General features: G+C 71.1%; 22 protein-coding genes and 2 pseudogenes. 18 read left to right on the top strand and 6 right to left on the bottom strand.

Translation table 11 applies throughout. The features are described from left to right. The first annotated feature begins 7 nt into the window (after positions 1 to 7). Both ACSMXR_RS14995 and ACSMXR_RS14990 read left to right on the top strand, forming a co-directional pair. Positions 8 to 178: a DUF397 domain-containing protein gene (locus ACSMXR_RS14995; RefSeq protein WP_473172082.1), complete on the top strand. Its 171-nt coding sequence runs from the start codon at positions 8 to 10 to the stop codon at positions 176 to 178. 336 nt (positions 179 to 514) lie between these two features. After that, a pseudogene (locus tag ACSMXR_RS14990) lies at positions 515 to 799 on the top strand (transposase); the annotation flags it as partial. A 73-nt stretch (positions 800 to 872) separates the two neighbouring features. Here the strand turns inward: ACSMXR_RS14990 and ACSMXR_RS14985 are convergent. Beyond that, entirely contained in the window at positions 873 to 1,472 is a 600-nt protein-coding gene (locus ACSMXR_RS14985; RefSeq protein ID WP_376186824.1) for a DUF6058 family natural product biosynthesis protein, read from the bottom strand. 280 nt (positions 1,473 to 1,752) lie between these two features. Between ACSMXR_RS14985 and ACSMXR_RS14980 the strand changes: the two genes are divergently transcribed. Further along, entirely contained in the window at positions 1,753 to 2,559 is an 807-nt protein-coding gene (locus tag ACSMXR_RS14980) for an alpha/beta fold hydrolase (RefSeq protein WP_376186809.1), read from the top strand. A gap of 44 nt (positions 2,560 to 2,603) precedes the next feature. On the opposite strand, the gene ACSMXR_RS14975 is transcribed toward ACSMXR_RS14980, so the two are convergent. Next, on the bottom strand, positions 2,604 to 3,131 hold the full coding sequence (locus ACSMXR_RS14975; protein WP_473172081.1) for a P-loop nucleotide/nucleoside kinase family protein: 528 nt from the start codon (positions 3,129 to 3,131) through the stop codon (positions 2,604 to 2,606). Positions 3,132 to 3,479: 348 nt separating this feature from the next. Here ACSMXR_RS14975 and ACSMXR_RS14970 point away from each other — a divergent pair, with 348 nt between their 5' ends. Then, entirely contained in the window at positions 3,480 to 4,004 is a 525-nt protein-coding gene (locus ACSMXR_RS14970; protein WP_473172080.1) for a DUF6924 domain-containing protein, read from the top strand. A 27-nt stretch (positions 4,005 to 4,031) separates the two neighbouring features. Here the strand turns inward: ACSMXR_RS14970 and ACSMXR_RS14965 are convergent, their stop codons facing one another. The 3 genes from ACSMXR_RS14965 to ACSMXR_RS14955 form a co-directional block, all read right to left on the bottom strand. After that, positions 4,032 to 4,871, bottom strand: a complete 840-nt coding sequence (locus ACSMXR_RS14965; RefSeq protein ID WP_473172079.1) for an aldo/keto reductase — start codon at positions 4,869 to 4,871, stop codon at positions 4,032 to 4,034. A 69-nt stretch (positions 4,872 to 4,940) separates the two neighbouring features. Next, a complete protein-coding gene (locus tag ACSMXR_RS14960) occupies positions 4,941 to 5,354 on the bottom strand; it encodes a VOC family protein (RefSeq protein WP_473172078.1) in 414 nt (137 codons plus the stop codon). A 150-nt stretch (positions 5,355 to 5,504) separates the two neighbouring features. Continuing rightward, a complete protein-coding gene (locus tag ACSMXR_RS14955; protein WP_473172077.1) occupies positions 5,505 to 6,314 on the bottom strand; it encodes an NAD-dependent epimerase/dehydratase family protein in 810 nt (269 codons plus the stop codon). A 411-nt stretch (positions 6,315 to 6,725) separates the two neighbouring features. Between ACSMXR_RS14955 and ACSMXR_RS14950 the strand changes: the two genes are divergently transcribed. From ACSMXR_RS14950 to ACSMXR_RS14900, 11 genes and pseudogenes are all read left to right on the top strand, one after another. Beyond that, the gene (locus tag ACSMXR_RS14950) at positions 6,726 to 7,382 is read left to right on the top strand and encodes a GntR family transcriptional regulator (RefSeq protein ID WP_006125376.1); all 657 of its coding nucleotides are present in this window, start codon (positions 6,726 to 6,728) and stop codon (positions 7,380 to 7,382) included. A 53-nt stretch (positions 7,383 to 7,435) separates the two neighbouring features. Beyond that, positions 7,436 to 8,338, top strand: a complete 903-nt coding sequence (locus ACSMXR_RS14945; protein ID WP_364884996.1) for a dihydrodipicolinate synthase family protein — start codon at positions 7,436 to 7,438, stop codon at positions 8,336 to 8,338. A 20-nt stretch (positions 8,339 to 8,358) separates the two neighbouring features. Further along, the gene (araD, locus tag ACSMXR_RS14940; RefSeq protein ID WP_473172076.1) at positions 8,359 to 10,158 is read left to right on the top strand and encodes an L-arabinonate dehydratase; all 1,800 of its coding nucleotides are present in this window, start codon (positions 8,359 to 8,361) and stop codon (positions 10,156 to 10,158) included. A 160-nt stretch (positions 10,159 to 10,318) separates the two neighbouring features. Beyond that, positions 10,319 to 11,251, top strand: a pseudogene (locus ACSMXR_RS14935) (carbohydrate ABC transporter permease). Continuing rightward, complete coding sequence (locus ACSMXR_RS14930) at positions 11,248 to 12,159, top strand: carbohydrate ABC transporter permease (RefSeq protein ID WP_137234138.1); 912 nt, start codon at positions 11,248 to 11,250, stop codon at positions 12,157 to 12,159. The pseudogene ACSMXR_RS14935 and the gene ACSMXR_RS14930 overlap by 4 nt, the downstream one beginning before the upstream one ends. After that, positions 12,156 to 13,391 (top strand): Gfo/Idh/MocA family protein, encoded by a 1,236-nt coding sequence (locus tag ACSMXR_RS14925; protein ID WP_473172075.1) that lies wholly within the window; start codon positions 12,156 to 12,158, stop codon positions 13,389 to 13,391. The genes ACSMXR_RS14930 and ACSMXR_RS14925 overlap by 4 nt, the downstream gene beginning before the upstream one ends. Continuing rightward, positions 13,388 to 14,284 (top strand): DUF6807 domain-containing protein, encoded by an 897-nt coding sequence (locus ACSMXR_RS14920; RefSeq protein ID WP_473172074.1) that lies wholly within the window; start codon positions 13,388 to 13,390, stop codon positions 14,282 to 14,284. Before ACSMXR_RS14925 ends, ACSMXR_RS14920 begins: the two co-directional genes overlap by 4 nt. Then, the gene (locus ACSMXR_RS14915) at positions 14,281 to 15,837 is read left to right on the top strand and encodes a glycoside hydrolase family 43 protein (protein WP_473172073.1); all 1,557 of its coding nucleotides are present in this window, start codon (positions 14,281 to 14,283) and stop codon (positions 15,835 to 15,837) included. Before ACSMXR_RS14920 ends, ACSMXR_RS14915 begins: the two co-directional genes overlap by 4 nt. 62 nt (positions 15,838 to 15,899) lie before the next feature. After that, positions 15,900 to 17,234 carry an ABC transporter substrate-binding protein gene (locus ACSMXR_RS14910; protein ID WP_364884980.1) on the top strand — a complete coding sequence of 445 codons (1,335 nt, stop codon included), beginning with the start codon at positions 15,900 to 15,902 and terminating at the stop codon, positions 17,232 to 17,234. Between the two features lie 172 nt (positions 17,235 to 17,406). Further along, the gene (locus ACSMXR_RS14905) at positions 17,407 to 18,747 is read left to right on the top strand and encodes a pectate lyase family protein (protein ID WP_473172072.1); all 1,341 of its coding nucleotides are present in this window, start codon (positions 17,407 to 17,409) and stop codon (positions 18,745 to 18,747) included. A 179-nt stretch (positions 18,748 to 18,926) separates the two neighbouring features. Next, positions 18,927 to 20,033, top strand: a complete 1,107-nt coding sequence (locus ACSMXR_RS14900; protein ID WP_473172071.1) for a pectinesterase family protein — start codon at positions 18,927 to 18,929, stop codon at positions 20,031 to 20,033. A gap of 143 nt (positions 20,034 to 20,176) precedes the next feature. Here ACSMXR_RS14900 and ACSMXR_RS14895 read toward each other — a convergent pair whose 3' ends face one another. After that, complete coding sequence (locus ACSMXR_RS14895) at positions 20,177 to 21,748, bottom strand: pectate lyase family protein (protein ID WP_473172070.1); 1,572 nt, start codon at positions 21,746 to 21,748, stop codon at positions 20,177 to 20,179. A 411-nt stretch (positions 21,749 to 22,159) separates the two neighbouring features. On the opposite strand from ACSMXR_RS14895, the gene ACSMXR_RS14890 reads away from it, so the two are divergent. From ACSMXR_RS14890 to ACSMXR_RS14880, 3 genes are all read left to right on the top strand, one after another. Continuing rightward, positions 22,160 to 23,104 carry an LLM class F420-dependent oxidoreductase gene (locus ACSMXR_RS14890; RefSeq protein ID WP_473172069.1) on the top strand — a complete coding sequence of 315 codons (945 nt, stop codon included), beginning with the start codon at positions 22,160 to 22,162 and terminating at the stop codon, positions 23,102 to 23,104. Between the two features lie 11 nt (positions 23,105 to 23,115). Further along, positions 23,116 to 23,913 carry an SDR family NAD(P)-dependent oxidoreductase gene (locus ACSMXR_RS14885; protein WP_381910024.1) on the top strand — a complete coding sequence of 266 codons (798 nt, stop codon included), beginning with the start codon at positions 23,116 to 23,118 and terminating at the stop codon, positions 23,911 to 23,913. Positions 23,914 to 24,037: 124 nt separating this feature from the next. After that, positions 24,038 to 25,162 (top strand): LLM class flavin-dependent oxidoreductase, encoded by a 1,125-nt coding sequence (locus ACSMXR_RS14880; protein ID WP_137234128.1) that lies wholly within the window; start codon positions 24,038 to 24,040, stop codon positions 25,160 to 25,162. Positions 25,163 to 25,315 lie beyond the last annotated feature (153 nt).

Below are 25,315 nucleotides of genomic sequence, written 5' to 3'. Positions count from 1 at the left end.
TGCCTGGGTGAAGTCCTCGTACAGCGGTGACAACGGGGGTACTTGCGTCGAGACCCAGCGGACGCCCGACGGCCTCCTTGCCGTCGGCGACAGCAAGGACCGCGCCCTCGGCGCGCACACCTTCGGCCCGGAGCAGTGGCAGGCCTTCGTCGCGGCCGTGCAGGACGGCTCCCTCTAAACGTCACTTGGTGAAGGCCGGGCAGTTGGATCTGGCTCTTTTGCGTGATGGCGACGGCAACGGTGTTCGTGTCACCGTGCTCGACCCTCAGGAAAGAGTGGCTGGAGAAGATGCGGGAGCGTGTCGGCGCGGGAGTAACGCTCAATGCCTGTGGATCAGCCCTGACGGAAGGAGGCGTACCTTCCCGATGGATCGATCGATAGGTCATCGACCAGGGCCGAAGTCGCCGCGTCGATCGGGAAGGCGCGCCCGCGCTTACGGTAGTCAACGAGGACAGCACCACGCCAAGCAGCGGTTCGCTGCTTGATGAGATGGTCCGGGAAGGCGCACGGCGGATGCTGGGTTCATAAAACCGCAAACGTCCTCGACTCCCTGCCGAAGTCCGCGCAGCCCGGCGCGAAGAAGGCCATCCAGGACATCTACAACGCCGCGGACCGCGACCACGCCAAGGCGGCGGTCGAGACGTTCACCCAGCTCTACGGCGCGAAGTTCCCCAAGGCCGTCAAGAAGATCACCGACGACGAGGCTGAGCTACTGGCCTTCCATCTTTTCCCCGCCCGACACTGGATCCATCTGCGGACGGCCAACCCGATCGAGTCCACGTTCGCCACCGTCCGGCTGTGAACCGCCGTCCCGAAGCCGCGCGGCATGGCCGATCGCAACCGATCCGCAGAACGCCACCCATGGATCCGGGTCACGGGCGCGGGAAGCGGGCGCGCGGGGCGTCGATGCAGGTGTCCCGGGACATGGGTCCGTCGAACCGAAGACGGTCGTAGGCCGTGAACGCCGTTTCCAGCGTGTCGAGTTCGTCGACCAGTGCGTGCAGCCGCCCGGACCACCGTGCTGAACCGGCATCCGGCTCGTTCGCTGCGGCGCTGATCGCGGTCGTCAGGTACTCCTTGCGCTGAATGGCGGCCGGGGTCACCGAGTGCAGGCACACGTACTGTCCGCTGAGATACGCATTCCACTCCGCCTTCCCGGTGATCGGGTCGGCCCAGTGAGCGGTGAACCACGCTTCGAGCAGCTCTACGCCGCCAGCTTCGTCGGCGAGAGCGAACAGGTCGGCCGGCACCATCTCGGCACCGTCGGAGCGCAGATATCCCGGAAGCGGCAGATGCTGCCCCAGCATCAGCCGGCGGACCGCATCGGCATCGCGGCCATGCATTGCGCACAGTTCCTCCAGGGAAACGAACTGCGCGCTGACGTATGCGTCATCGGTATCGGTCATCGGGTGGGCGCCGTTGACTTCGCGGAATCGCTCGGCGAGCTGCCGCTTCAGATCTGTCTCCGACATCGGGTCGCCTCCGGCGTCTACCAGCGCGGGCATCTCCCGCACAGGACTCGGCACGCTACCGGCCGGACGGTTCGGCACTCACCGAACCATCGATGGAACCACGACAGCACGAGGGCACCTCGCCCTCGCTCCGCCCACCGATCCACAGCTCTTGACCATTACTCTCGGCGCGGTGGTCCTGCTCGGAGCCCGGTTGAGGGTGGCTGCTTCAGCCGCGGAAAATCGGTGGATCAGCCGGGACGGGCCGTGCAACGGTCTTGGCATGCCGTGCGAGATCAACTTGCCAGATTCCCTTGGGGCCACAGCGTCGTTGGAGTCCTTCGACGGAACCGCCATCAGCTACCGACAGCTCGGATCGGGGCCGCCGGTCGTCCTGGTCCACGGCTCCGGTGGTGGACTGCATTCCTGGCAGCCGGTGGCCGAACACCTCTCCGCCCGGTTCGAGCTGTGGATGCCCGCCCGCCGCGGGTACGCCCCGAGCGGGCCGGGCCGATCGCCGAAGCGCTTTGCCGACGAGGTGGGCGACCTTGAGGTGCTGATCGCCGAGATCGGCCGTCCCGTGGATCTGGTCGGCATGTCCTACGGGGCCACCGTCGCCCTGCATGCCGTGGCGGCCGGGCTGCCGGTTCGCTCGCTGGTGCTGTGGGAGCCGCCGTTGTATGCGGCGGGCGAGGAGCTGACACCCGTGCTGGAGGAGTTCGCGGCGCTGACCGCGACCGGCGACCGGCGGCGGGCCGATCGGCTGCTGGCGGAGAAGGTGGCCCGCGTCCCGGCCGCGCTGCTGGACCTCATGGATGCGGGTGAGCCCGCCGACGATGAACCCGACGACGCGCTCGGCTGGCACCGTGACCTCGAATCGCTGGCCGCCGACCCGGCGGATGTGGAGCGCTGGTCCACCGTCACCGTCCCGACGCTGCTGATGCGCGGCGCCGACACCTGGCAGCCGATGCCGGAAACGCTCGACCGGCTCGCGAACGCGCTGCCCCACGTCACCTGCACGACCTTCCCCGGCCAGATGCACTTCGCGCCGTCGGTCGTCCCCGAAGCCGTGGCGGCGGAGATCACTCGCTTTCTGTCGCGTTCCTGAAGCTGTCAGGGAACGGCCGGGGCCCTCGCCGGCTACGGCTACGGTCAGGCGAACGACGGCCACCGGTCCGCAGCCCACTTCCGCCAGTTGCTCCACTCGGCGGGTGGGCCGTCGACGGACATGCGGCCTTCCCGTTCAGCAGTGTCGGGCTCTTCGAACTGCGCCCGTGCATTCAGGATGTCGGCCTCGGAAATCGGCAGCGTGTCCCCGACGGCGGTCGCCTCGCGACGGGTGAGCCGGGCACGCTGGGTTTCGGCGTCGACCGGCAGGTAGATCATGCGGAAACGCGCGCCCTCCGCCTCCGCCAGCCAGCGGATCGCGGACCGTTCGTTCCGTGACCAGCAGCCGTAGTCCACCACGACGTCGGTTCCCAGCCTGACCGCCTCCAGGGCGAGCCAGAGCATGCGGCCCTCCAGCACGTCACGCTTGCCGTCCGACTCGGCCGCACCGAACAGAGGAAGCATCCACTCGTCGGGCGTCAGGCGCAGCGCGCCGTGCTCCTCGGCGAGTTGCCGGGCGCGTGTGGTCTTTCCGGCCCCGGGCAGGCCGACCATCAGGAACAGCGTGGTCACACGCGGATCGTGTCAGGCGGACCGGACGAAAGCTACTGCTTTGTCCCTCGTCAGGTGCCGCGAGGCGGTGACGAGCGAGGCTTCCACGGACCAAGGTCGGCCGCCCGCTCCGGCTCATCTCGGCTCGGGGAGTTCACCACGGTCCGGAGCCTCGCAGAGCACGGTGCGATCTCTTCGGGGACACCGCGGCCCTCTCAAGGTGGCATTCCGGGTCGCGAAGTCCAGTGGCTCCGGGCCGGCGGAGATCACGCATTTCTCGAGCCCGCTGGTCGTGTCAGTAGGACGTGAGAAGGTCCGCACGGTGGGAACGGGGTCGACCGGGAGGCCGGGGAGCTGATGGGGAAAGCGTTGCCGGAGATCGTTCGGGCCGACGAGTGGGCGCCGCTCGTCATCCGGACCGACTACACCGATGACGCGGCGTGGGGCGAGATCGTCGTCGCGCTGGCGCGTGCCGTCGATGGGGAGCGGGAGTGGGAGGCGGCGGTGCATCTCGTTGAGGACCGGCGGTGGGACGGGGTCACCGGTGACGAGGCTCTTGCCGCTGCGGCGCGGGACGAGGAGCTGAGCGTGGTGTTCCTCGCCGACGGTGTCACCATGCGCTCGCCCTTGCGTCCGCTGCTCGCTCTCGACCTCGGCGCTGATGATGACGAGGACCTCGACCCGATGTACTACCAGGAGCTCATCGACTCACCGCCGCCCCGCGAGGTGCGTGTCGTGCCGGACGCCGTGCACATGGTCCACGGGAACCTCCAGCTCGCCAACGTGGACTTTTCGGAGTTCGCCGAGGAGGCCGCCGCCGATCCGGACGGGGTCGTACGGGATGTGACGGCCGCGTCGGCGAGTTCGGGCTCCCTGCCGCACCCCCGGCCGTGATGCCATCCGGGGTGGGCCGCCCCTCGGTTACGCCGCCCCCGCGATCCCGTCCAGCCGCGCCCGCAGCTCCGGCGTGAGCACGATGTCCCCCGCCGCCACGTTCTCCTCCAGGTGGGCGACGCCGGACGTGCCCGGGATCGGGAGCATGACCGGGGAGTGGGCCAGGAGCCAGGCCAGGCAGACCTGGGTGGGGGTGGCGTCCAGCTCGGCGGCGATGGCTGCCACCTCCGCACAGTCGCCCGCCTTGCCCCAGGCGACCGTGCGCCAGGGCAGGAACGCGATGTCCGCCGCCTCGCACGCCGCGAGGACCGGCTCGTGTTCGCGGTCGGTCAGGTTGTAGCGGTTCTGGACGCTCGCGATGTCCACGATCTCCCGGGCCTCGGCCAGTTCGGCGGTCGTCACCTCGGAGAGGCCGATCCGGGCCACCTTGCCCTCGTCGCGCAGATCCCGCAGGGCGCCGAGCTGGTCGGCGAGCGGGGTCTCCGGGTCGATGCGGTGGAGCTGGAGCAGTTCCAGGCGGTCGACGCGGAGGCGGCGCAGGGCGTGGTCCACCTCGGCGCGCAGGGACTCGGGGCGGCCGTTCAGGGCCCACTCGCCCGTCTCGGCGGAGCGGAGCACCCCGACCTTCGTGGTGATCAGGAGATCCTTCGGGTACGGGTGGAGCGCCTCGGCCAGGACCTCCTCGTTGGCCCCGTTCCCGTACATGTGGGCCGTGTCGATCAGCGTGATGCCCAGCTCGACCGCCCGGCGGGCCACGGCGATGGCCGACGGCCGGTCCTCGGGCCTCTCGGTGGGCAGGTGCATCGCGCCGAAGCCCAGTCGCCCCACGGTCAGGTCTCCGCCGATACGGAACGTCGTCGATGGCATGGTTTCTGAACTCCCCCTGGTTCGGATGTGCTTGACAGGCTAGGGGGCGTCCGAGGTGTCCAGGGGGTGTCAGGGCGTTTCCGGGCCCTGGAGGATCTGGAGGTAGTTGCCCACCGGGTCCACGATCGTGGAGAAGAACCAGCCCTCCCCGACGTCCTCGACCGGGCGCACCCACGTCACCCCGCGGGAGTCGAGGTGGCGCTCGGCCGCCCGGATGTCGCGCACGGTGATGTTGATCAGGTGCCGGCCCGGTTCGGCGGCCTTGTCCGCCACGTCGTCCCGCTCGTCGAATCCGATGATCGCGCCGGGGCCGACGATCAGGAGATGCTCCGCCCAGCGGGCGCCGAGCGGCTCCAGCGCGGCGCGGTACCAGGCGATTAGGGCGTCGCGGTCCGTGCTGCCCAGGACGACCCCCAGGCCGGTGATGGTGCCGCTGTCGCCGGTGCCGGTGGTGGTGGTGTTTTTGCTGGTGGGGGCATTCATGGCGGTTCCTTGTCCGGTCGGTGCTCGTGCGCCCGGGAGGGCCTGGCGGCGGGACGCCCCGGTCGCTCGACGCGTCCCACCACTCATGACCCGCCCCGGGCCCGAAACTCATCGGTGCTCGCCGCCGGAGCGCCCCTCGGTGCGGCCGGATCAGTGCGGCCAGATCGGCGGATCCGTGACGAAGTGGCCGCCGAGCCGGGTCTGCGCCGGGTCGGCCGGGTCCGGCTCGCCCTGTTCGGCGATGAGTTTCGCGGCGTACGGTTCCGAGTCGTCCTGCGGTGCGTAGCCCAGGGCCCGGGCCGAGGTCAGGTCCCACCACAGGCGGGTGTTGGCGGAGGAGCCGTGGACGACGGTGTGGCCGACGTCCTCGGCGGTGAGTGCGGCGTGGAAGAGGCGGGCTCCGTCGGCGGGGCTCATCCACAGGGACAGCATGCGCACCGAGGTGGGCTCCGGGAAGCAGCTCCCGATCCGTACCGAGACGGTCTCGACGCCGTGCCTGTCCCAGTAGAGCTGGGCCAGGTCCTCGCCGAAGCACTTCGACAGGCCGTAGAAGGTGTCGGGGCGGTGCGGGGCGTCGGACGGGATCGGCGGGTCCCCGGCGAGCGGGCGCGGCGTGTACCCGACGGCGTGGTTGGACGAGGCGGCCACGATGCGGCGGACGCCCTCCTCGCGGGCGGCCTCGTAGAGGTTGTACGTGCCTTCGATGTTGGCGCGGAGGATCTTGTCGAACGTGGATTCCAAGGAGATGCCGGCCAGGTGGATGATCGCGTCCACTCCGCGTACGGCTTCGCGCAGCGCCTTCCGGTCGTTCAGGTCGGCGGTGATCGCCTCGGGCGCGCCGTCCACCGGGACCAGGTCGAGGAGGCGCAGGTCGTAGCCGTACGCGGGCAACAGCCCCCGCATCAGGGTGCCGAGGCCGCCCGCGGCGCCGGTGAGCAGGACGGTACGGGGAGCGGGCATACGGGGTCTCCTCGGGGGCGATGCGGTGCGGTGCGGTCCGGCGCGGCACCGGGTGGGCGGGCGGGCGTCGTGGCACCCCGGGCGGCGGGACGCCCCACGGCGGCGGGGCGCACGCACGGTGGTAGGAGGCACCCCAGGGCGGCGGGACGCACCCAGGGCGGCGGGACGCACCCAGGGCGGCGGGACGCACCCACGGCGGCGGGACGCCTCCGGCCTTCAAGGCCGTGGACCGCGTTCGCATACGTGGACAAGCTAAGAAGTCCGTGAGGTTACGTCAAGTGGCCTGTCCGTCCCGAAAGTTGTTCTGTCCGAAGCGTTGACGAAGCGTTCCGGGCCGCTCTAGCTTCATCGCGTCGTACTTCGTACGTCATATATGAGACGCGATACGCGAGATGTGAGAGCCCGTCACCCATGACCTTCGCCCCTGCCCCGATCCCGTCCCGGACCCAGTACGTGCTGGAGGCCATCAAGCACGCCATCCTCACCGCGCAGCTGAGACCGGGACAGGCGCTGGTGGAGACGGAACTCGCCGCTCAGTTCGGAGTGTCCAAGACCCCGGTCCGCGAAGCGCTCAAGACCCTCGCGGGCACCGGACTCGTGGTCATGAGCCAGTACAAGGGCGTCACCGTGCGGCTCGTCGACGCGACCATGGCCCGGGAGGTGTACGACGTACGCCTCCTGCTGGAACCGGAGGCGCTGCGCCGGTCCGTCAACCGCAAGGCCTCGCTGGAAGCGGCCCAAGAAGCCCTGGAACGGGCCGACTCGGCGCTCGACAAGGCCGACAGGTCGCTGGCCAACCGAGATTTCCACCGCGCCCTGTACCTGCCCTGCGGCAACCCCCTGCTCGCCCGGATGCTCGACGAGGTCCGCGACCAGGCGGCCCTCGTCTCCACGGTGGCCTGGTCGGCCGTCCCCTCCTGGGAGCGCGAGGCGGCCGAGCACCGGGAGATCCTGCGGCTCGCCCTCGCCGACGACGCGGAGGCCGCCGCCGGGGCTCTGCACCATCACATCGCATCGTTCGTACGCCGCGCCTTCCCCGACGACGAGGACGGGGGCGGTGCCGCGTGAACCGTCTGCTGGAACCGCACCACCACCAGCAATCCGACGAAAGGCCGGTCCGCATGGACTTCTCTCCGCTGAAGGCGGCCCTCGCAGACGTCGTGGCGATCCCGGTGACCCCGTTCGCCGAGGACGGCAGCATCGACGTCGCGAACCACCGCGCCCTGATGCGCAGGCTGCTCGACGGCGGTGTCCGCATCGTCACCCCGAACGGCAACACCGGGGAGTTCTACGCGCTCACCCCCGACGAGCGGCGCCTGGTCACCGAGTTGACCGTCGAGGAGGCCGCCGGACGCGCCACCGTCCTGGTGGGCGTCGGCCACGACGTACCGGCCGCCGTCGCCGCCGCCGAGCACGCCGCCGAGGCCGGCGCGGCGATGGTGATGGTCCACCAGCCGGTGCACCCCTACGTCGCCCAGGAGGGCTGGGTCGACTACCACCGGGCCATCGCCGAGGCCGTACCGGAGCTCGGCGTCGTCCCGTACATCCGCAACCCGCTGCTCGACGGCGACCGGCTCGCCGCGCTCGCCGACAGCTGCCCCAACGTCATCGGCGTGAAGTACGCGGTGCCCGACGCCGCGCGCTTCGGGGCCTTCGCCCGCGACGCCGGACTGGAGCGGTTCGTCTGGGTCGCCGGCCTCGCCGAGCTGTACGCCCCCTCCTACTTCGCCACCGGCGCCACCGGCTTCACCTCCGGCCTCGTCAACGTCGCCCCGGCCGTCTCCCTCGACATGCTGGAAGCGCTGCGCGCCGGGGACTACGTGGCGGCCATGAAGGTGTGGGAGCGCATCCGCCGCTTCGAGGAGCTCCGCGCCGAGGAGCAGTCCGCCAACAACGTCACGGTCATCAAGGAGGCCCTGTCCGTGCTCGGCCTCTGCCGCCGCGAGGTACGCGCGCCGAGCCGGGTCCTGCCCGAGGAGCGACGCGCCGAGGTCGCCGAGCAGATAGCCGCGTGGGCGCTGTGACGGATCACCGGAGAGCGGCCATGGAGACGGATCACCGGAGAGCGGTCACGGAGACGGGTCACCGGAGAGCGGTCGCGGCGGCGGACGGACGGGAAGCGGCCCCCGTCGCGCCCGAGGAGCTGCGCAGCCACCAGTGGTACGGCACCGACGGGCTGCGCTCCTTCAGCCACCGGGCCCGCACCCGTCAGCTCGGCTACCTCCCCGAGGAACACCTCGGCAAGCCGGTCATCGCCGTCCTCAACACCTGGTCCGACATCAACCCCTGCCACTCCCACCTGCGGGAACGCGCGCAGGCGGTGAAGCGGGGCGTGTGGCAGGCGGGCGGGTTCCCGCTGGAGTTCCCGGTCTCCACCCTCTCGGAGACCTTTCAGAAGCCGACCCCCATGCTCTACCGCAACCTGCTCGCCATGGAGACAGAGGAACTGCTCCGCTCGTACCCCGTCGACGGGGCCGTACTGCTGGGCGGCTGCGACAAGTCGACGCCCGCGCTGCTGATGGGCGCGGCCTCCGTGGACCTGCCGGCCGTCTTCGTGCCGGCCGGGCCGATGCTGCCGGGCCACTGGCGCAACGAGGTCCTCGGCTCCGGCACGGACATGTGGAAGTACTGGGACGAGCGGCGTGCCGGGCTGATCGGCGACTGCGAGATGGGGGAGCTGGAGAACGGCCTCGCCCGCTCCGCCGGTCACTGCATGACGATGGGCACCGCCTCCACGCTGACGGCCGCCGCCGAGGCGCTGGGCGTCACCCTGCCCGGCGCCTCCTCCATCCCGGCCGTCGACTCCGGGCACGACCGGATGGCCGCCGCATCCGGTCTGCGGATCGTCGAACTCGTACGGCAGCGGACCACGTTGTCGCAGATCCTCACCCCCGACGCCTACGAGGACGCCGTCGCCACCGTCCTCGCGCTCGGCGGCTCCACCAACGCCGTGATCCACCTGATCGCCATGGCGGGCCGGTCCGGTGTGAAGCTCACCCTGGACGACTTCGACCGGATCGCGCGTACGGTGCCCGTCCTCGCCGATCTCCGCCCCGGCGGGCGGTACTTGATGGAGGACTTCCACTTCGCGGGCGGACTGCCCGGCTTCCTGAGCAGGATCGCCGACGTCCTGCACCTGGACCGGCCCACCGTCGCGCACGCCACCCTGCGCGAGCAGCTCGACGGTGCGGCCGTCCACAACAGCGCCGTCATCCGCGAGCGCGCCGAACCCCTCGCCGAGGAGGGCGGGGTGGCGGTCCTGCGCGGCAACCTCTGCCCCGACGGCGCGGTCATCAAGCACATCGCCGCCGAGCCGCGTCTGCTGCGTCACACCGGGCCCGCCGTCGTCTTCGACGACTACCGGGAGATGCAGCGCACGATCAACGACCCGTCCCTGGCGCTCACTTCGGACCATGTCCTGGTGCTGCGCAACGCCGGACCCAAGGGCGGACCCGGCATGCCCGAGTACGGCATGCTGCCGATCCCCGACTACCTGCTGAAGCAGGGCGTACGGGACATGGTGCGGATCTCCGACGCCCGGATGAGCGGCACCAGTTACGGGGCGTGCGTCCTGCACATCGCGCCCGAGTCGTTCGTCGGCGGCCCGCTCGCCCTGGTCCGCACCGGGGACCTCGTCACCCTGGACGTCGAGGCCCGCCTGCTCCACCTCGGCGTCGACGACGACGAGCTGGAACGCCGCCGTGCCGCCTGGAGCCCGCCGCCCGCCCGCTACGGGCGCGGTTACGGGGCGCTGTACCAGGACCAGATCACCCAGGCCGACACCGGATGCGACTTCGCGTTCCTGGCCCGGCAAGGAGAAGTGCCCGACCCGTACGTGGGGTGAACCGGGCGACGAGGGCTCCGCGCGCCGGGGCGCCCGGGCCGCCCAGCGGCCAGGAGAAAGCGCTTGCTGCCCGGTGGCGGCAGCCACTCCGCACATGCATCGCGACAGCAGGTCCGCACATCCAGCGCATCGAGCGCGTACCAGAGATCGGAGACGTGTCATGGCCCAACCCGCCGCCGTGGCCACCCCGCCGCCCAAGGCGCCCCGGCGCCGCACGGCGACACCCCGCCGCCTGCCGTATCTGCTGATCGCGCCCGCGGGCCTGCTGATGCTCGGCTTCATCGCCTACCCGGTGATCAGCGTCTTCTACTACAGCCTGCAGGACTACAACGTCACCAAACCGTGGCGGAACGGCTTCGCCGGACTCGACAACTTCCGGCGGATCTTCACCGAGGACGACCAGTTCTGGTCGACGCTCGGCTTCAGCGCCCAGTGGGTCTTCACCCAGGTCTCCCTGCAGCTCGTGCTCGGCCTCGCGCTGGCCCTGATCGTCAACCAGACCTTCATCGGCCGGGGCATCTCCCGGGCCATGGTCTTCTCGCCCTGGGCCGTCTCCGGTGTGCTGACCAGCACCATCTGGATCCTGCTCTACAACTCCTCGACGGGCTTCAGCCGTTACCTCGCGGACGCCGGGATCGGGGAGTACGGCACCTCGGTGCTCTCGGACACCGGAACCGTCTTCTGGGCGGCCACGGTCACCGAACTCTGGCGAGGCGTGCCCTTCTTCGCCATCCTCATCCTCGCCGACCTCCAGTCCGTCTCCTAGGAGCTGTACGAGGCGGCGTCGGTCGACGGCGCGGGCAGGCTCCGGCAGTTCTTCCACATCACCCTGCCGCACCTGCGCGACGCGATCGTCCTCGCCACCCTGCTGCGCGGGGTCTGGGAGTTCAACAACGTCGACCTCCTCTACACCCTCACCGGCGGCGGACCGGCCGGCGAGACCACCACGCTGCCGCTCTACGTCGCCAACACCGGCATCGAGGGCCACGACTTCGGCTACGCCTCCGCGCTCACCACCGTCGCCTTCGTGATCCTCCTCTTCTGCTCGATCGTCTATCTGCGCCTGAGCAAGTTCGGAGGCGACACCAAGTGACCGCCGTACTCACCGAGAAGAACGGCGCCGTCCGGCCGCCCGTCCGCCCCGGCGGCCCGCCGCCGCCCGCGCGCCGCCGCACCGGACGTGAGCGCGCCTTCGACGACGTACCGCGCTGGCAGATCTACCTGCCGCTCGGCCTCTACCTGCTGTTCACGCTCATCCCGTTCTACTGGATGCTGCTGTTCGCCCTGCGGCCCGCCGGCTCCACCGCGCTGGTGCCCTGGCCGATGACCGGGGAGCACTTCTCCAAGGTCTGGAACGAGCGCAGCTTCGCCGTCTTCTTCCAGAACAGCATGATCGTCGGCGTCGCCACCCTGATCGCCACCACCCTGGTCGCCCTGGCCGGCGGGTACGCCCTGGCCCGGTTCGACTTCAGGATCAAGGGCGCGTTCATGCTGGCGCTGCTCTGCTCGCAGTTCATCCCCGGCGCCCTGATGCTCGTACCGCTCTTCGAGATCTTCCGGAACCTCCAGATGATCAACTCCCTGTGGAGCGTCGTCATCGCGGAGACCGTCTTCCAGCTCCCGCTGTCGATCATCCTGATCAGCGGGTTCATCAAGAACGTCCCCGTCTCCCTGGAGGAGGCCGCCTGGGTCGACGGGTGTTCGCGCTTCACCGCCTTCCGCGCGGTCGTCCTGCCGCTGCTGCGCCCCGGACTGATCGCCGTCGGCTCCTTCGCCTTCGTCCACAGCTGGAACCACTTCCTGTTCGCGCTGATGTTCCTCAGCGAACAGGACAAGCAGACGATCCCGGTCGGCCTCAACACCCTGATCGGGGCGGACAGTGTCGACCTCGGCGCACTCGCGGCGGGCGGGGTCATCGCCGCCGTACCCGTCGTGATCGTCTTCGCGTTCATCCAGAAGTGGCTCGTCACGGGCTTCAGCGCGGGCGCGGTGAAGGGATGACCGACCTCACCCGCCTCACCGCCCCCGCACCAGCCCCCGCGGCCGCCCTCGCCCCCGCCGCCGCGCCGCTCCCCGTCGTGCTGGCCGGCGCCCGGGGCCACGGCCGCTGGCATCTGGCCAACCTCCGCCGGCTCCAGCACCAGGGCCGGGTACGGCTGGCCGGGATCTGCGAGCTGGAGCCGCTGACCACCGAGGAACTGGCGGCCTTCGGCCTCCAGGGCGGCGACCGGCCCGAGCAGTCCGCCGACTTCGGGGCGCTCCTCGACTCCACCGGAGCCCGGGCCGCCATCGTCTGCACGCCCATCCCGACCCACACCGACCTGGCCCTGACCGCCGCGTCCCGGGGCGTCCACCTCCTGCTGGAGAAGCCGCCCGCCGCGAGCTGGGCCGCGTACGCCCGGATGGCCGACGGCGTACGGCGGGCGGGCACCGCCTGCCAGGTGGGCTTCCAGTCGTTCGGTTCGCACGCCGTGCCCGCGATCCAGGACCTGGTCCGCACCGGGGCGATCGGAACGCTCACGGGTATCGGCGCCGCCGGGGCCTGGGTCCGCGACGACGCCTACTTCCGCCGGGCGCCCTGGTCCGGGCGGCGCAGGATCGGCTCCACCGACGTGGTCGACGGTGTGCTCACCAATCCGCTGGCGCACGCCGTGGCCACCGCGCTCGAACTCGCGGACCGGGGCACGGCCGAGGACGTCCTGTCCGTCGAGACCGAGCTGTTCCGGGCCCATGACATCGAGGCGGACGACACCAGCTGCGTCCGGATCACCACCACCGGCGGCCTGCCCGTCACCGTCGCCGCCACCCTCTGCGCGGAACGGGCGGGGGAGCCCTATGTGATCGTCCACGGCGACCGGGGCCGGATCACCTTCTGGTACAAGCAGGACCGCGTCCTGGTCCAACGCGCCGGCCACGGACCCGAGGAGAGCGTCCACGGCCGGACCGACCTCCTGGAGAACCTGGTCGACCATCTGGAGCGGGGCACACCGCTCCTGGTGCCGCCGGAGCGCACGGGAGCGTTCATGCGGGTCGTCGAGGCCGTACGCACGGCCCCCGAGCCCGTCGCCCTGCCCGCCGACGCCTGGGAGACCCGGTACGACGCCTCCGGCGGAGGCGCACGGCGTACGGTCCACGGCATCGACGGCCTGGTCGCCGCCGGGGCCGAATCCCTCGCTCTCTTCTCGGAGATGGGCGCCGCCTGGGCGCGCAGCAGCGAGGTGGCGGCCTCATGAACCGACCCGCCACGGCCTCGTCCGCGACGGCCTCGTCCGCGACCCCGCCTGCGGAGCCCGTACAGCCCGCCCCGCCCGTACTCCTCGACTGCGCCGGGCGCACGGTCGCCCACTACGGTTACGGTTCCGCGGCGGACGGCCGCCCCCGCCTGCACCCCGTCAGCACGCTCGCCGGCCGCACCGTCACCCAGGAGCGCCCCGCCGACCACCTGCACCACCTGGGCGTCTCCATCGCCGTGCCCGACGTGTCCGGCCGCAACTTCTGGGGCGGGCGCACCTACGTCCGGGGGCAAGGGCCCACCGCGCTCGACAACCACGGCGTCCAGCGCAGTCTCGGCCTGGAGCGGCACGGGCCCGGCGGCTTCACGCAGTCGCTCGTCTGGGAGGCGGACGGCGTCGAACTGCTGCGGGAGCACCGCACGGTGAAGGCGCTCGAACTCTCCGCCACCGCCTGGGCGTTGGACCTCTCCTTCGCGCTCACCAACCGCTCGGCCGACGACCTCTCCGTCGGCAGCCCCGCGACCAACGGCCGCCACGGCGCCGGTTACGGCGGCTTCTTCTGGCGTGCCCCCAAGGAGGCCGCGCCGCCGGACGTGTTCACCGCCGACCGTGCGGGCGAGGCGGCGGTGCACGGCCGGGCCGCCGACTGGCTCGCCCTCGCCGGGGACGGCTGGACCCTCGTCCTCGCCGGGGCGAGCGAGGAGACCCGGCGCGATCCGTGGTTCGTGCGGACGACGGAGTACCCGGGCGTCGGCTCCTCCCTCGCGGCGGACGAACGGCTGCCCGTGCCCGCCGGGGCCACCGTCGTACGCCGCATCGTCACCGTCGTCGCGGACGGCCGGCTGGACCGTGAGGCCGCCGCCGGGTACGTCCGACGGGCGGTGACCTCGTGAACCGGCCCTGGACCGCCGACCTCGGGAACGGCACGTACCGCAACCCCGTGCTGAACGCCGACTGGTCCGACCCGGACGTCGTCCGCGTCGGTGCGGACCACTACCTCACCGCGTCCAGCTTCGGCCGGGCCCCGGGGCTGCCGCTCCTGCACTCCCGCGACCTGGTCAACTGGACGCTCGTCGGGCACGCCCTGGACCGTGTCGAGCCCGCCGCCGACTTCGCCCGGCCGCGCCACGACGCCGGGGTGTGGGCGCCCTCCCTGCGCCACCACGCCGGCCGGTTCTGGATCTTCTGGGGCGACCCCGACCACGGCGTCCAGCAGATCAACGCCGAGCACATCGAGGGACCGTGGAGCGCCCCGCACCTGCTCAAGCCCGGCCGCGGGTACATCGACGCCTGCCCCCTGTGGGACGAGGAGACCGGCGAGGCCTACCTCGTCCACGCCTGGGCCAAGTCCCGCTCAGGGATCAAGAACCGGCTCACCGGGCACCGTATGAGCGCCGACGGACGCGCACTCCTCGACGAGGGCCGGACCCTGATCGACGCCGACCGGATACCCGGCTGGTTCACCCTGGAAGGCCCCAAACTCCACCGCCACGACGGGTACTTCTGGATCTTCGCCCCGGCGGGCGGGGTGGAGACCGGCTGGCAGGGCGCGTTCCGGTCGCGGGACTTCTCCGGCCCGTACGAGGAACGCGTCGTGCTGTCCCAGGGGCGCACCGACGTCAACGGCCCGCACCAGGGCGGCTGGGTGCGGACCGCCGCGGGCGAGGACTGGTTCCTGCACTTCCAGGCGCGCGGCGCGTACGGGCGGGTCGTCCACCTCCAGCCCATGCACTGGGACGCGGAGGGCTGGCCCGTCATCGGCGACGCGGGCGAACCCGTCCCCACGCACCGTAAACCGGCCGCCCCAGAACAGCCCGTGGCAGCGCCCGCCGTGGACGACGACTTCCCCGGCGGCGCCCACGGCAAGCAGTGGCAGTGGACGGCCAACCCCCGCCCCGACGCGTGGACCGAGAAGCCCCAGCACTCCGGGCACTCCGGATGCCCCGCCGACGGGCTGCGGCTCGCCTGCCTCCGCACGCCGGACGCGCACGACCTGCGGCTGCTGCCCAACGTCCTGGTCCAGCGCCTGCCCGCCGAGGAGTTCACCGTCGAGGTGGACCTCGAACTGCACAGCGACGAGCCGGGCGCCAAGGCGGGCCTGGCCGTGCTCGGGGACGCCTTCTGCTGGATCGGTCTGGAGGCCGGGGCGGACGGGACGCCCCGGCTCGTGCACCGGTACGCCGAGGGCGCCGCGGAGAGCGAACGCGACGCGGCCGGGGCCCGCGCCTCGCCCGGCGGGCGGGCCCGGTTGCGTATCGAGGTCACGGCCGGGGCCCGCTGCCGCTTCTCCGCCGACACGGGAGACGGCTTCCGGCCCTCGGGGCAGGTCTTCGCCGCCACCCCGTGGCGCTGGGTCGCCGCTCTCCTCGGCCTCTTCGCCACCGCTCCGGCCGGGACGGGCCCCGCCGGCACGGCGCTGTTCACCACCTTCCGCGCCACCCACTGACCCCCCGCAGAAGCGCAGACGTGCAGAACCACCCCGACACATCCGACAGGGAAGAGCCGACCATGACCATCTCGAAGACCCGGCGGGGGCGTACCGCGTCCGCCGTCTCCCTCGTAGCAGCGCTGGCGCTGACGGCCGCCGCGTGCGGTGACGACGGCAGCGGAGCCGGCACGGAGGGGAGCGGCAAGGGCGAGATCACCTTCTGGGACAACAACGGCGGGCCCCGCACCGCCATTTGGACCGAGATCATCAAGGACTTCGAGAAGCAGCACCCGGACATCAAGGTGAAGTACGTCCCGATCCCCATCGCCGACGTCCAGTCCAAGTACGACACCGCGATCGCCGGCGGCGGACTGCCCGACGTGGGCGGGGTCGGCACCGCCTACCTCGCCAACATGGTCTCGCAGGAAGCCCTCGAGCCGGTCAACAAGCGGCTGAAGGGATCCGCCCTGGAGGGCAAGCTCGTCGACTCCATGGTCGAGAGCGTCAGAGCGGCCGCCGGCCGGGGCGACGACATCTACTCCGTACCGACCTCCGCCAACAACGGCGTGCTCTGGTACCGCACCGACCTGTTCGAGCAGGCCGGGCTGAAGGCCCCCGACACCTGGGCCAACTTCTACACCGCGGCCGAGAAGCTCACCGACGCCGGGAACAACAAGTTCGGCTACACCATCCGCGGCGGCGCCGGCTCCATCGCCCAGGCGCTGGACGCCGTCTACGGCCAGTCCGGCATCACGGAGTTCTGGGACGGCGACGAAACGACGCTCAACGACCCCAGGAACGTCGCCGCGCTGGAGAAGTACGCGGGCCTCTTCAAGCGGACCACGCCCGCCGCCGACGTCAACAACGACTTCACCAAGATGGTCGCCCAGTGGGACACCGGCACCATCGGCATGCTGAGCCACAACCTCGGCTCCTACCAGGACCACGCGAAGGCCCTGGGCGACGGCAAGTTCGCCGGCATCCCGGCCCCCATCGGGGACAGCGGCACCCGCGTGCAGGTCTCCAACCCCGTCGACGGACTCGGCCTCTTCCGGTCGAGCGACAACAAGACCGCGGCCTGGAAGTTCATCGAGTTCGCCGCCTCCCACGCGTCCAACAGCAAGTGGAACGAGTCGGCGGGCGCCATCCCGGCCAACGCCGAAGCGGCGAAGGACCCGTGGATCAACAAGACCGAGTCGACCGCGCTGGCCGCGAAGGCGCTGACGGACGGCTCCACCAAGGTCGTCGACCTGCCGTACTACCTGCCCGACTGGAACAACATCAGCAAGGCGGACAACGAGCCGGAGTTCCAGAAGGTGCTCCTTGGCAAGACCACGGCGAAGCAGTTCCTGGACAAGATGGCCGAGGAGCTGAACGCCGCCAACAAGGAGTGGAAGGAGCTGGGCAACGGCTGAGCCCCGCCCCTCCGGCCCCGATGACGGACCGGCGGCGGCCGGGCCGCGCGCCCCGGCCGCCGCTCTCCCCTCCTCCCCTCCCAGGTACGCGAGCGCGCCCTTCGAGAGAGGCAGCACCTCGTGTTCCTCTCCCCTTTTCTCCGTTTCCTCCGACTACAGAGAAGGTTTCGCCATGCCCGCACGCACGCGTCACACCCGGGCCGTCGCCGTCACCCTGGGCTGCGCCTCGCTGGCCCTCGCGCTGAGCGTCCCCGCCCAGGCCGCCCCCCGGCCGGGCCCGCACGGCACGGGGATCGAGCGCGCCGTACTGCCCGCCGGGGACGGCTGGGCCGCCGCGGAAGGCTCCACCACGGGGGGCTCGGACGCCGCACCCGAGCACGTCTACACGGTGACCGACCGGGCCGAGCTGGTCGCCGCCTTCGAGGAGGCGGGCGACGCGCCCAAGATCGTCAGAGTCGCCGGCACCATCCACGGCAACTCCGACGCCGACGGCACCCCGATCGGCTGCGAGCAGTACGAGACCGACGGCTACACCCTGGAGAAGTACCTCGCCGCCTACGACCCGGCTGTGTGGGGCAGCGACCGGGTTCCCGAGGGCCCGCTGGAGGACGCCCGCGTGGCCTCGGCGAAGCTCCAGCAGGCCGCCGTGAACGTCCGGGTCCCGTCCAACACCACCCTGATCGGGGTCGGGGCGAACCCCGAGATCATCGGCGCCAGTCTCCAGGTCCGGGACGTCTCCAACGTCATCGTCCGCAACATCTCGTTCGAGGACACCTACGACTGCTTCCCCCAGTGGGACCCCACGGACGGCAGTGAGGGCGCCTGGAACTCGGAGTACGACAACCTCGTCGTGTACGGCTCCCGGAATGTCTGGGTCGACCACAACACCTTCAGCGACGGCGACCGGCCGGACTCCGAACAGCCGCGTTACTTCGGCCAGTTGTACCAGCAGCACGACGGCCTCTTCGACATCGTGCGCGGTGCCGACCTGGTCACCGTGTCGTGGAACGTCCTCAAGGACCACGACAAGACGATGCTCATCGGCAACAGCGACGGCGCCGGCGCGACCGACCGCGGCAAGCTCCGCGTGACGCTCCACCACAACCTGTTCAAGGACGTCAAGGAACGTGCTCCGCGCGTCCGCTTCGGCCAGGTCGACTCGTACAACAACCACTTCGTCGCCACGCGCGGAAGCTCCTACGGCTACTCCTACGGCATCGGCGCCGAGTCCCGCCTGGTCGCCGAGCACAACGCGTTCACGCTCGCCGGCGACGTGGACCGGGCCACCGTCCTGAAGAAGTGGTCGGAGGCCCCGCTCACGGCGGAGAACAACTACGTCAACGGACGCAGGACCGATCTGATCGCCGTGCACAACGCGGGAGTTCCCGGCGAGCAGCTCGCCGAGGGCGCGGGCTGGACCCCCGAACTGCGCACGACGGTCCACCACCCCTGGGCCGTCCCCGTGCTGGTCGGCCTCAAGGCCGGGGCGGGCAGGGTGTCCGGCCTCCGCTGACCGGCGCGCAGCCCCGATGAACCGGCCGGAGCGGCACCGCATGCTTTCCATCACCCCGGAGAGCGCCGCTCCGGCCCTTCGCGGCTCCGGCCCTTCGCGGCTCCGGCCCTTCGCGGTTCACCCGCGGCCGGACACCGATTGCCCGCTACCCGTCACCGTTCGTCCGGAGGAGTACCGCCATGCCCACCCGACGCACCGCCCTGTCCCTGATCGCCGGCACGGGCGCCACGCTCGCCCTCGGCGCACCGGCCGCCCTCGCCCGGTCCGCCGCCGGCCCCCGCCCCTTCGGCCGCTACGGCTCACCGGCCCGTCGCCACGACCCCCGCACGCTGTACGTCGACGCGCACGGCCGGGGCGACCACACCGATGTCCAGTCCGCCGTGGACGCGGCCACCGGAACCGGCCGCACCATCGTGATCGCCGCCGGCGTCCACCGGGCCACGGTCGTCGTCGGCGCCGCCCACCGCGACCTCACGCTGATCGGCGCCAGCTCCGACGCTCGCGACACGGTCCTGGTGTACGGCAACGCGGCGGGCACGCCCCGGCCGGACGGCACCGGAACGCTGGGCACCAGCGGATCGGCCTCCGTCACGATCGGGGCGGAGGGCTTCACCGCCCGCGATCTGACCTTCGCCAACGACTGGCTGCGCTCCGACAACCCCGAGTACACCGGCACCCAGGCGGTGGCGGTCAAGGTCCAGGGCGACCGGTCGGCGTTCCACGGCTGCCGGTTCCTGGGCCACCAGGACACGCTGTACGCCGACTCGCCCTCCCTCGCCGTGTTCGCCCGGCAGTACTACCGCGACTGCTACGTGGAGGGCGACGTGGACTTCGTCTTCGGCCGGGCCTCCGCCGTCTACGACCGCTGCCACTTCCGCGGCCTCGTCCGCCCCGACCTGGCAGCCGCGCCCCACGGCTTCGTCTTCGCGCCCAGCACCGCCGGGGCCGGCCCGCACGGCTTTCTGGTCCTGCGCTCCCGCGTGAGCAGCACGGCCCCCGACGGGTTCTACAAGCTGGCGCGTCCCTGGGTGCCGTCATCCGACCCCACCGCGCGCCCGATGCTCACCGTCCGCGAGAGCCGTCTCGGCGCGGGCATCGACGCGTCCGCGCCGTACGCCACCATGTCCGCCGGCCACCCGTGGCAGGAACAACGCTTCGCGGAACACCGCAACACCGGTCCCGGCGCCCGGATCACCGTCCCGGCGAACCGGCCCCAGCTCAGCGCGTCCGAGGCCCGTGCCCACACAGCGGCCCGCTGGCTGGGCGACTGGCGGCCGCTCGGATGATCCGTCGCGCCGCCGCCGTGCGCCCGGCACCGAGCAGGGCCCGCACCCCCCGTCGAGCGGGGGGCGCGGGCCTTTGCCGGTGCGCGGGGAACGGGGTGCCGGAGTGGGGCGTCGCACGGCCGGTCGCCGGGCGACGGCACCCGTCAGCCGGCGTAGGTCTCGTACTCGGCGATCCTCGGGGAGCCGGTCGAGCTGACGATCTCGAAGGTGATCTTGCGCAGGGTGGTGCGCGGGAAGGAGATGGTCCCCGCTCCGTCGCCGGAGGCCAGGACGGTTCCGGCGTCGGCGTCGAGGAGCCGCCAGGCCCGGATGGAGCCCGCGGATCCCGCCGCCTCCCGAATGACGACCGAGGACACGGCGGTGGCGGAGTCCCACTTGATCGAGGCGTGACCGGTCGAACCGGCGGGCGACCAGTAGGTGGTGAGGTCACCGTCCCGCAGATGGCCGAAGCTGGTCCCGGAGGCCTTGCTCGATCCGTCGGATCCGGCGCCGATGCTGAGGTTGGCCCCGCCCGGCGGCGTGGGGTCGGTGGGCCCCGGAGTCGGGTCGGTGGGGCCGGGGGTCGGGTCGGTGGGGCCGGGTGTGGGCTCGGTCGGCGGCTGGGCGGTGCAGTTGCCGTCCGAGACCTTCAGGCCCTTGCCGGCGCCCGCCGTACGGCTCACGACGTCCGGCACACAGCCGGCCGCGTCGGGGGAGTAGGCGTACGGGATGCTGACGGTGGTGGTGGACCTCATGTCGGGCCCGGCCGGGTTGTTGTCCTTGCCGGGGCTCGACCAGGTCACGTTGTCCAGCGTGTTGCCGTCGGCCTGCCAGTAGCCGGCGGCGTCGGTGTAGAAGGTGCCCAGGACGTCCTTGGAGTCCTCGAAGTAGTTGTTCTCCACCTTGGCGCGGGCGCCGGCCCGGGAGTTGATCCCGGACGAGTTGAGCCGCACGTAGTGGTTGTTGAACATGTGGCCGACGCCGCCCCGCAGCAGGGGTGCGCGGGAGTCGATGTTCTCGTACAGGTTGTGGTGGTACGTGACGAACCCGTTGGAGACGTCGCTCTCGCTGGAGCCCACCAGACCGCCGCGGCCCGAGTTGCGCAGGATGCTGTAGGAGAGGGTCACGTACCGGGTGTCGGCCTTCATGTCGAAGAGGCCGTCGTATCCCTCGGACTCGCCGCCCGACGCCTCCAGGGTCGTGTGATCGACCCAGACGTTGCGGACGCCGGACTCCATGCCGATGGCGTCACCGCCGTTGGAGGTGGGGGACCCCGACTTCTTGACGTTCTTGACGGTCACGTTCTGGATGATGATGTTGCTGGACTCGCGTATGTGGATGCCGATCTGGTCGAAGACGGCGCCGCCGCCGACGCCCACGATCGTGACGTTGCTGATCTGCTTCAGCTCGATCACGCCGTCGGCCGTGTTGCAGCTGCTGCCGGACACCTTGCTGGTGTTGCCGTGGTTGATGGTGCCTTCGACCTCGATGACGATCGGCGTACCGGCGGCGGCGCGGCCGCACAGGGCCGCGTGGATCGCGGTGCCGGTGGTGGCCCGCACCGTCTGTCCGCCGGCGCCGCCGGTGGTTCCGCCGTTCTGGGTGGCGTAGCCCGTGGCGCTGCCGGCCGCGGCCGACGCCTCGGGCGCCGTCAGGACGATGCCGCCGGCCGCGGCGGCGGCGAGGGCCAGGGTGGCCAGTGCCGCCTGCAGCCGTCGTGTGACGGGTTGCCTCATGTTCGTCTCCCTGTGTTCTCGGGTGATCCGTGATGCCTTCGATGTCAGGTGCATGTCAAGCAATGCGCTCCCGTGCCCGCCCTCTCGATCCCTTCCCCGGGAGGTTCTCCGCGGCCATCTAGAAAGCGCTTTCCCTGTTCCTGTTCGGCGAACATAGAGGGGGGTTCACGGCTCGGGCAAGGGGTGTGCGGCCTTTGTGTTCTCGCGCCGCGCGCCGCCTTGGCGATCGCGAAAACACCTGGTGAAAGGGGGTGTCGGGGGCGCTTGGCCGGTGAGGTCGATGATGCGGTGGTGCCGGCTCGGCGTCCTCATGGGTGCGCCCCGCCCCTTGTCTGATGACCCGTCAGGTACGACGATGGCGGCCGTCGCCCGGGGCGGGACCGTTCCGGGCCGGAGGGGAAGGAGGCCGCCGTGCCGATACTGCCCAACGGGCCGCTGTCGTACGGGATGCAGCTGCCGGTCCAGTCGCAGAGCGTCATCTACGCGGAACCCTGGGAGGCGGCGGCGACCCCCGCCGATCTCGTCCGCATAGCCCGCGCCGCCGATCGGGGCGGCTTCGCCTACATCGCCGGCTGCGACCATGTCGCCATCCCGCGACGGCTGGCGGAGGGCATGAGCACCGTCTGGTACGACCCCGTCGCCACGCTCTCCTTCCTCGCCGGGGTCACCGAGCGCGTGCTGCTGATGAGCCATGTCGCCGTGGTCGGGCTGCGCCATCCGCTCGTCACCGCCAAGCAGTACGCCACCCTCGACCACCTCAGCGGCGGCCGGCTGATCCTCGGGGTCGGGGCCGGGCACGTACGGGAGGAGTTCGAGGCGGTCGGGGCGGACTTCGACGGGCGCGGGGGCGTCCTCGACGAGAGCATCGACGCGCTGCGGGCCGCGCTCGGGCCCGAGGAGTACCCGGAGTTCGCGGGGGAGCGGTTCTCGTTCAGCGGGCTCGGGCAGCTGCCCCGGCCCGCCCAGGAACGGGTGCCGGTCTGGGTGGGCGGCTCCTCGCCCGCCGCCGTGCGCCGGGCGGCCGTACGCGGCGACGGGTGGCTGCCGCAGGGCGATCCCCGGGACCGGCTGCCCGCGCAGATCGCCCGGGTGCACGCCCTGCGGGAGGAGGCGGGGGTCGGTGCGCCGATCGTCATCGGTGCGATCGCCGAGCCGCTGTACGTGGGCGAGCCGGCGTGGTCCGTGGGGCGGCGGACGCTCAAAGGGAAGCCGGAGGAGCTGGCCGAGTCGTTGCGGGAGTACGCGGCGATCGGCGTGCACCAGATCCAGGTCCGCTTCCGGAGCCGGAGCGTGGACGAACTGACCGATCAGATGGCGGCGTTCGGTGCGGACGTGGCCCCTCATCTCGACAGGTAGGGGAGAGCCTCATGGGCAAGCTGGACGGGCGGGTCGTCGTCGTCACCGGGGCGGCGCGCGGGCAGGGCGAGCAGGAGGCGCGGCTCTTCGCGGCCGAGGGTGCGCGGGTCGTCGTCGCGGATGTGCTGGTCGAGCAAGGCGAGGCGCTGGCGAAGGAGTTGAGGGAGGAGCAGGGGGCGGACGTCGCCCGGTTCGTACGGCTGGACGTCGGGAGCGAGGAGGACTGGGCCGCCGCCGTCGCCGTGACCAAGGACGCTTTCGGGAAGATCGACGGGCTGGTCAACAACGCGGGCATCCTGCGCTTCAACGAGCTGGTCAACACCCCACTGGCGGAGTTCGAGCAGGTGGTGCGGGTCAATATGACGGGCGCGTTCCTCGGGATCCGGGCCGCCGCGCCGGAGATCGAGGCCGCGGGCGGCGGGACGATCGTCAACACGTCCTCGTACACCGGACTGACCGGCATGCCGCTGGTCGGCGCGTACGCCGCGACCAAGCACGCGGTCCTGGGGCTCACCAAGGTCGCCGCCATGGAGCTGGCGGCGAAGGGGATCCGGGTCAACGCCGTCTGTCCGGGGGCCGTCGACACCGCGATGAGCAACCCGGCCCTGCTGGACCCGGACGCCGACCTGACGACGTCGAGCGCCGCGCTGGACGCGTACTACCGCAAGCTCGTGCCGATGGGGCGGATCGGCCGCCCCGAGGAGGTCGCCGCGCTGGTGCTGTTCCTGACCTCGCAGGACTCCTCGTACATCACCGGGCAGCCGTTCGTCGTGGACGGGGGGTGGCTGGCGGGGGTCAGCCCCTTCTGAAGCAGCCCGCCTGACTGGGTGTCAGGTATTGACGGGGTCTGGCCGTGGTGGAACAGTCGGTCGCATCGCTATCTGACGGATCGTCAGATAAGTCGTCGGGAAAACTTGAGGACGGTGAACCTCCGTGGAATTCGGGCTCTTTGTTCAGGGGTACGTGCCCGCCGCGCGTGCCAAGGTGGACCCCGAGGCAGAGCACAAGGCGCTGATCGAGGAGACCGAGTACGTCATCCAGGCGGACAAGTCCGGCTTCAAGTACGCCTGGGCCTCCGAGCACCACTTCCTGGAGGAGTACTCGCACCTCTCCGCCAACGACGTCTACCTCGGCTATCTCGCGCACGCCACCGAGCGCATCCACCTCGGCTCCGGCATCTTCAACCCGCTCGCGCCGGTCAACCACCCGGTGAAGGTCGCCGAGAAGGTCGCGATGCTCGACCATCTCTCCGAAGGGCGCTTCGAGTTCGGCACCGGGCGCGGGGCGGGCAGCCACGAGATCCTCGGGTTCATGCCGGGCATCACCGACATGAACCACACGAAGGAGCTGTGGGAGGAGACGATCGCCGAGTTCCCCAAGATGTGGCTCCAGGACGAGTACGTGGGCTTCCAGGGCAAGCACTGGTCGCTCCCGCCGCGCAAGATCCTGCCGAAGCCGTACGGGGGTGCGCACCCGGCCATGTGGTACGCGGCCGGGTCGCCGTCCTCGTACGCCATGGCGGGCAGGAAGGGGCTCGGCGTGCTGGGCTTCAGCGTGCAGAAGGTCTCCGACATGGAGTGGGTCGTCGAGTCCTACAAGAACGCGGTCAAGGACGCGGAGCCGGTGGGGGCGTTCGTCAACGACAACGTGATGGTGACGTCCACGGCGATCTGCGCCGAGACGCATGCCAAGGCGGTGGAGATCGCGGTGGGCGGCGGGCTGAACTATCTGCAGTCGCTGCTGTTCCGCTACCACGACACGTTTCCGCGGCCGGAGGGGATTCCGGAGTGGCCGCAGCTGCTGCCGGAGTACACCGAGGAGATCGTCGAACTGCTCATCGCGGAGGAGCTGATGATCTGCGGTGACCCGGACGAGGTGCTGAAGCAGTGCCGGCGGTGGGATCGGGCGGGGGCGGATCAGCTGAGCTTCGGGCTGCCGATCGGGATCAGTCCCGAGGACACGATGAACACGATCCGGTTGATCGGGGAGCACGTGATTCCGCAGATCGATACGGATCCCGTGCACCGGACCTCGCGGTTCCGGGCCGCCGCCAACTGATTTCGGGGCGCTGCCCCGGACCCCGCTCCTCAATCGCCGGAGGGGCTGAGTGGTCAAGCCCCTCCGGCGATTGAGGAGCGGGGGTGTGGGGGGCGGAGTCCCCACCGGTGGACCGGGCGGCGTCTTCCCGGACCGTCGCCCCGATGAGCCGGG

The organism is Streptomyces sp. DSM 106670 (assembly GCF_055792845.1).
This window is presented reverse-complemented; position numbering and strand designations above follow the sequence as displayed.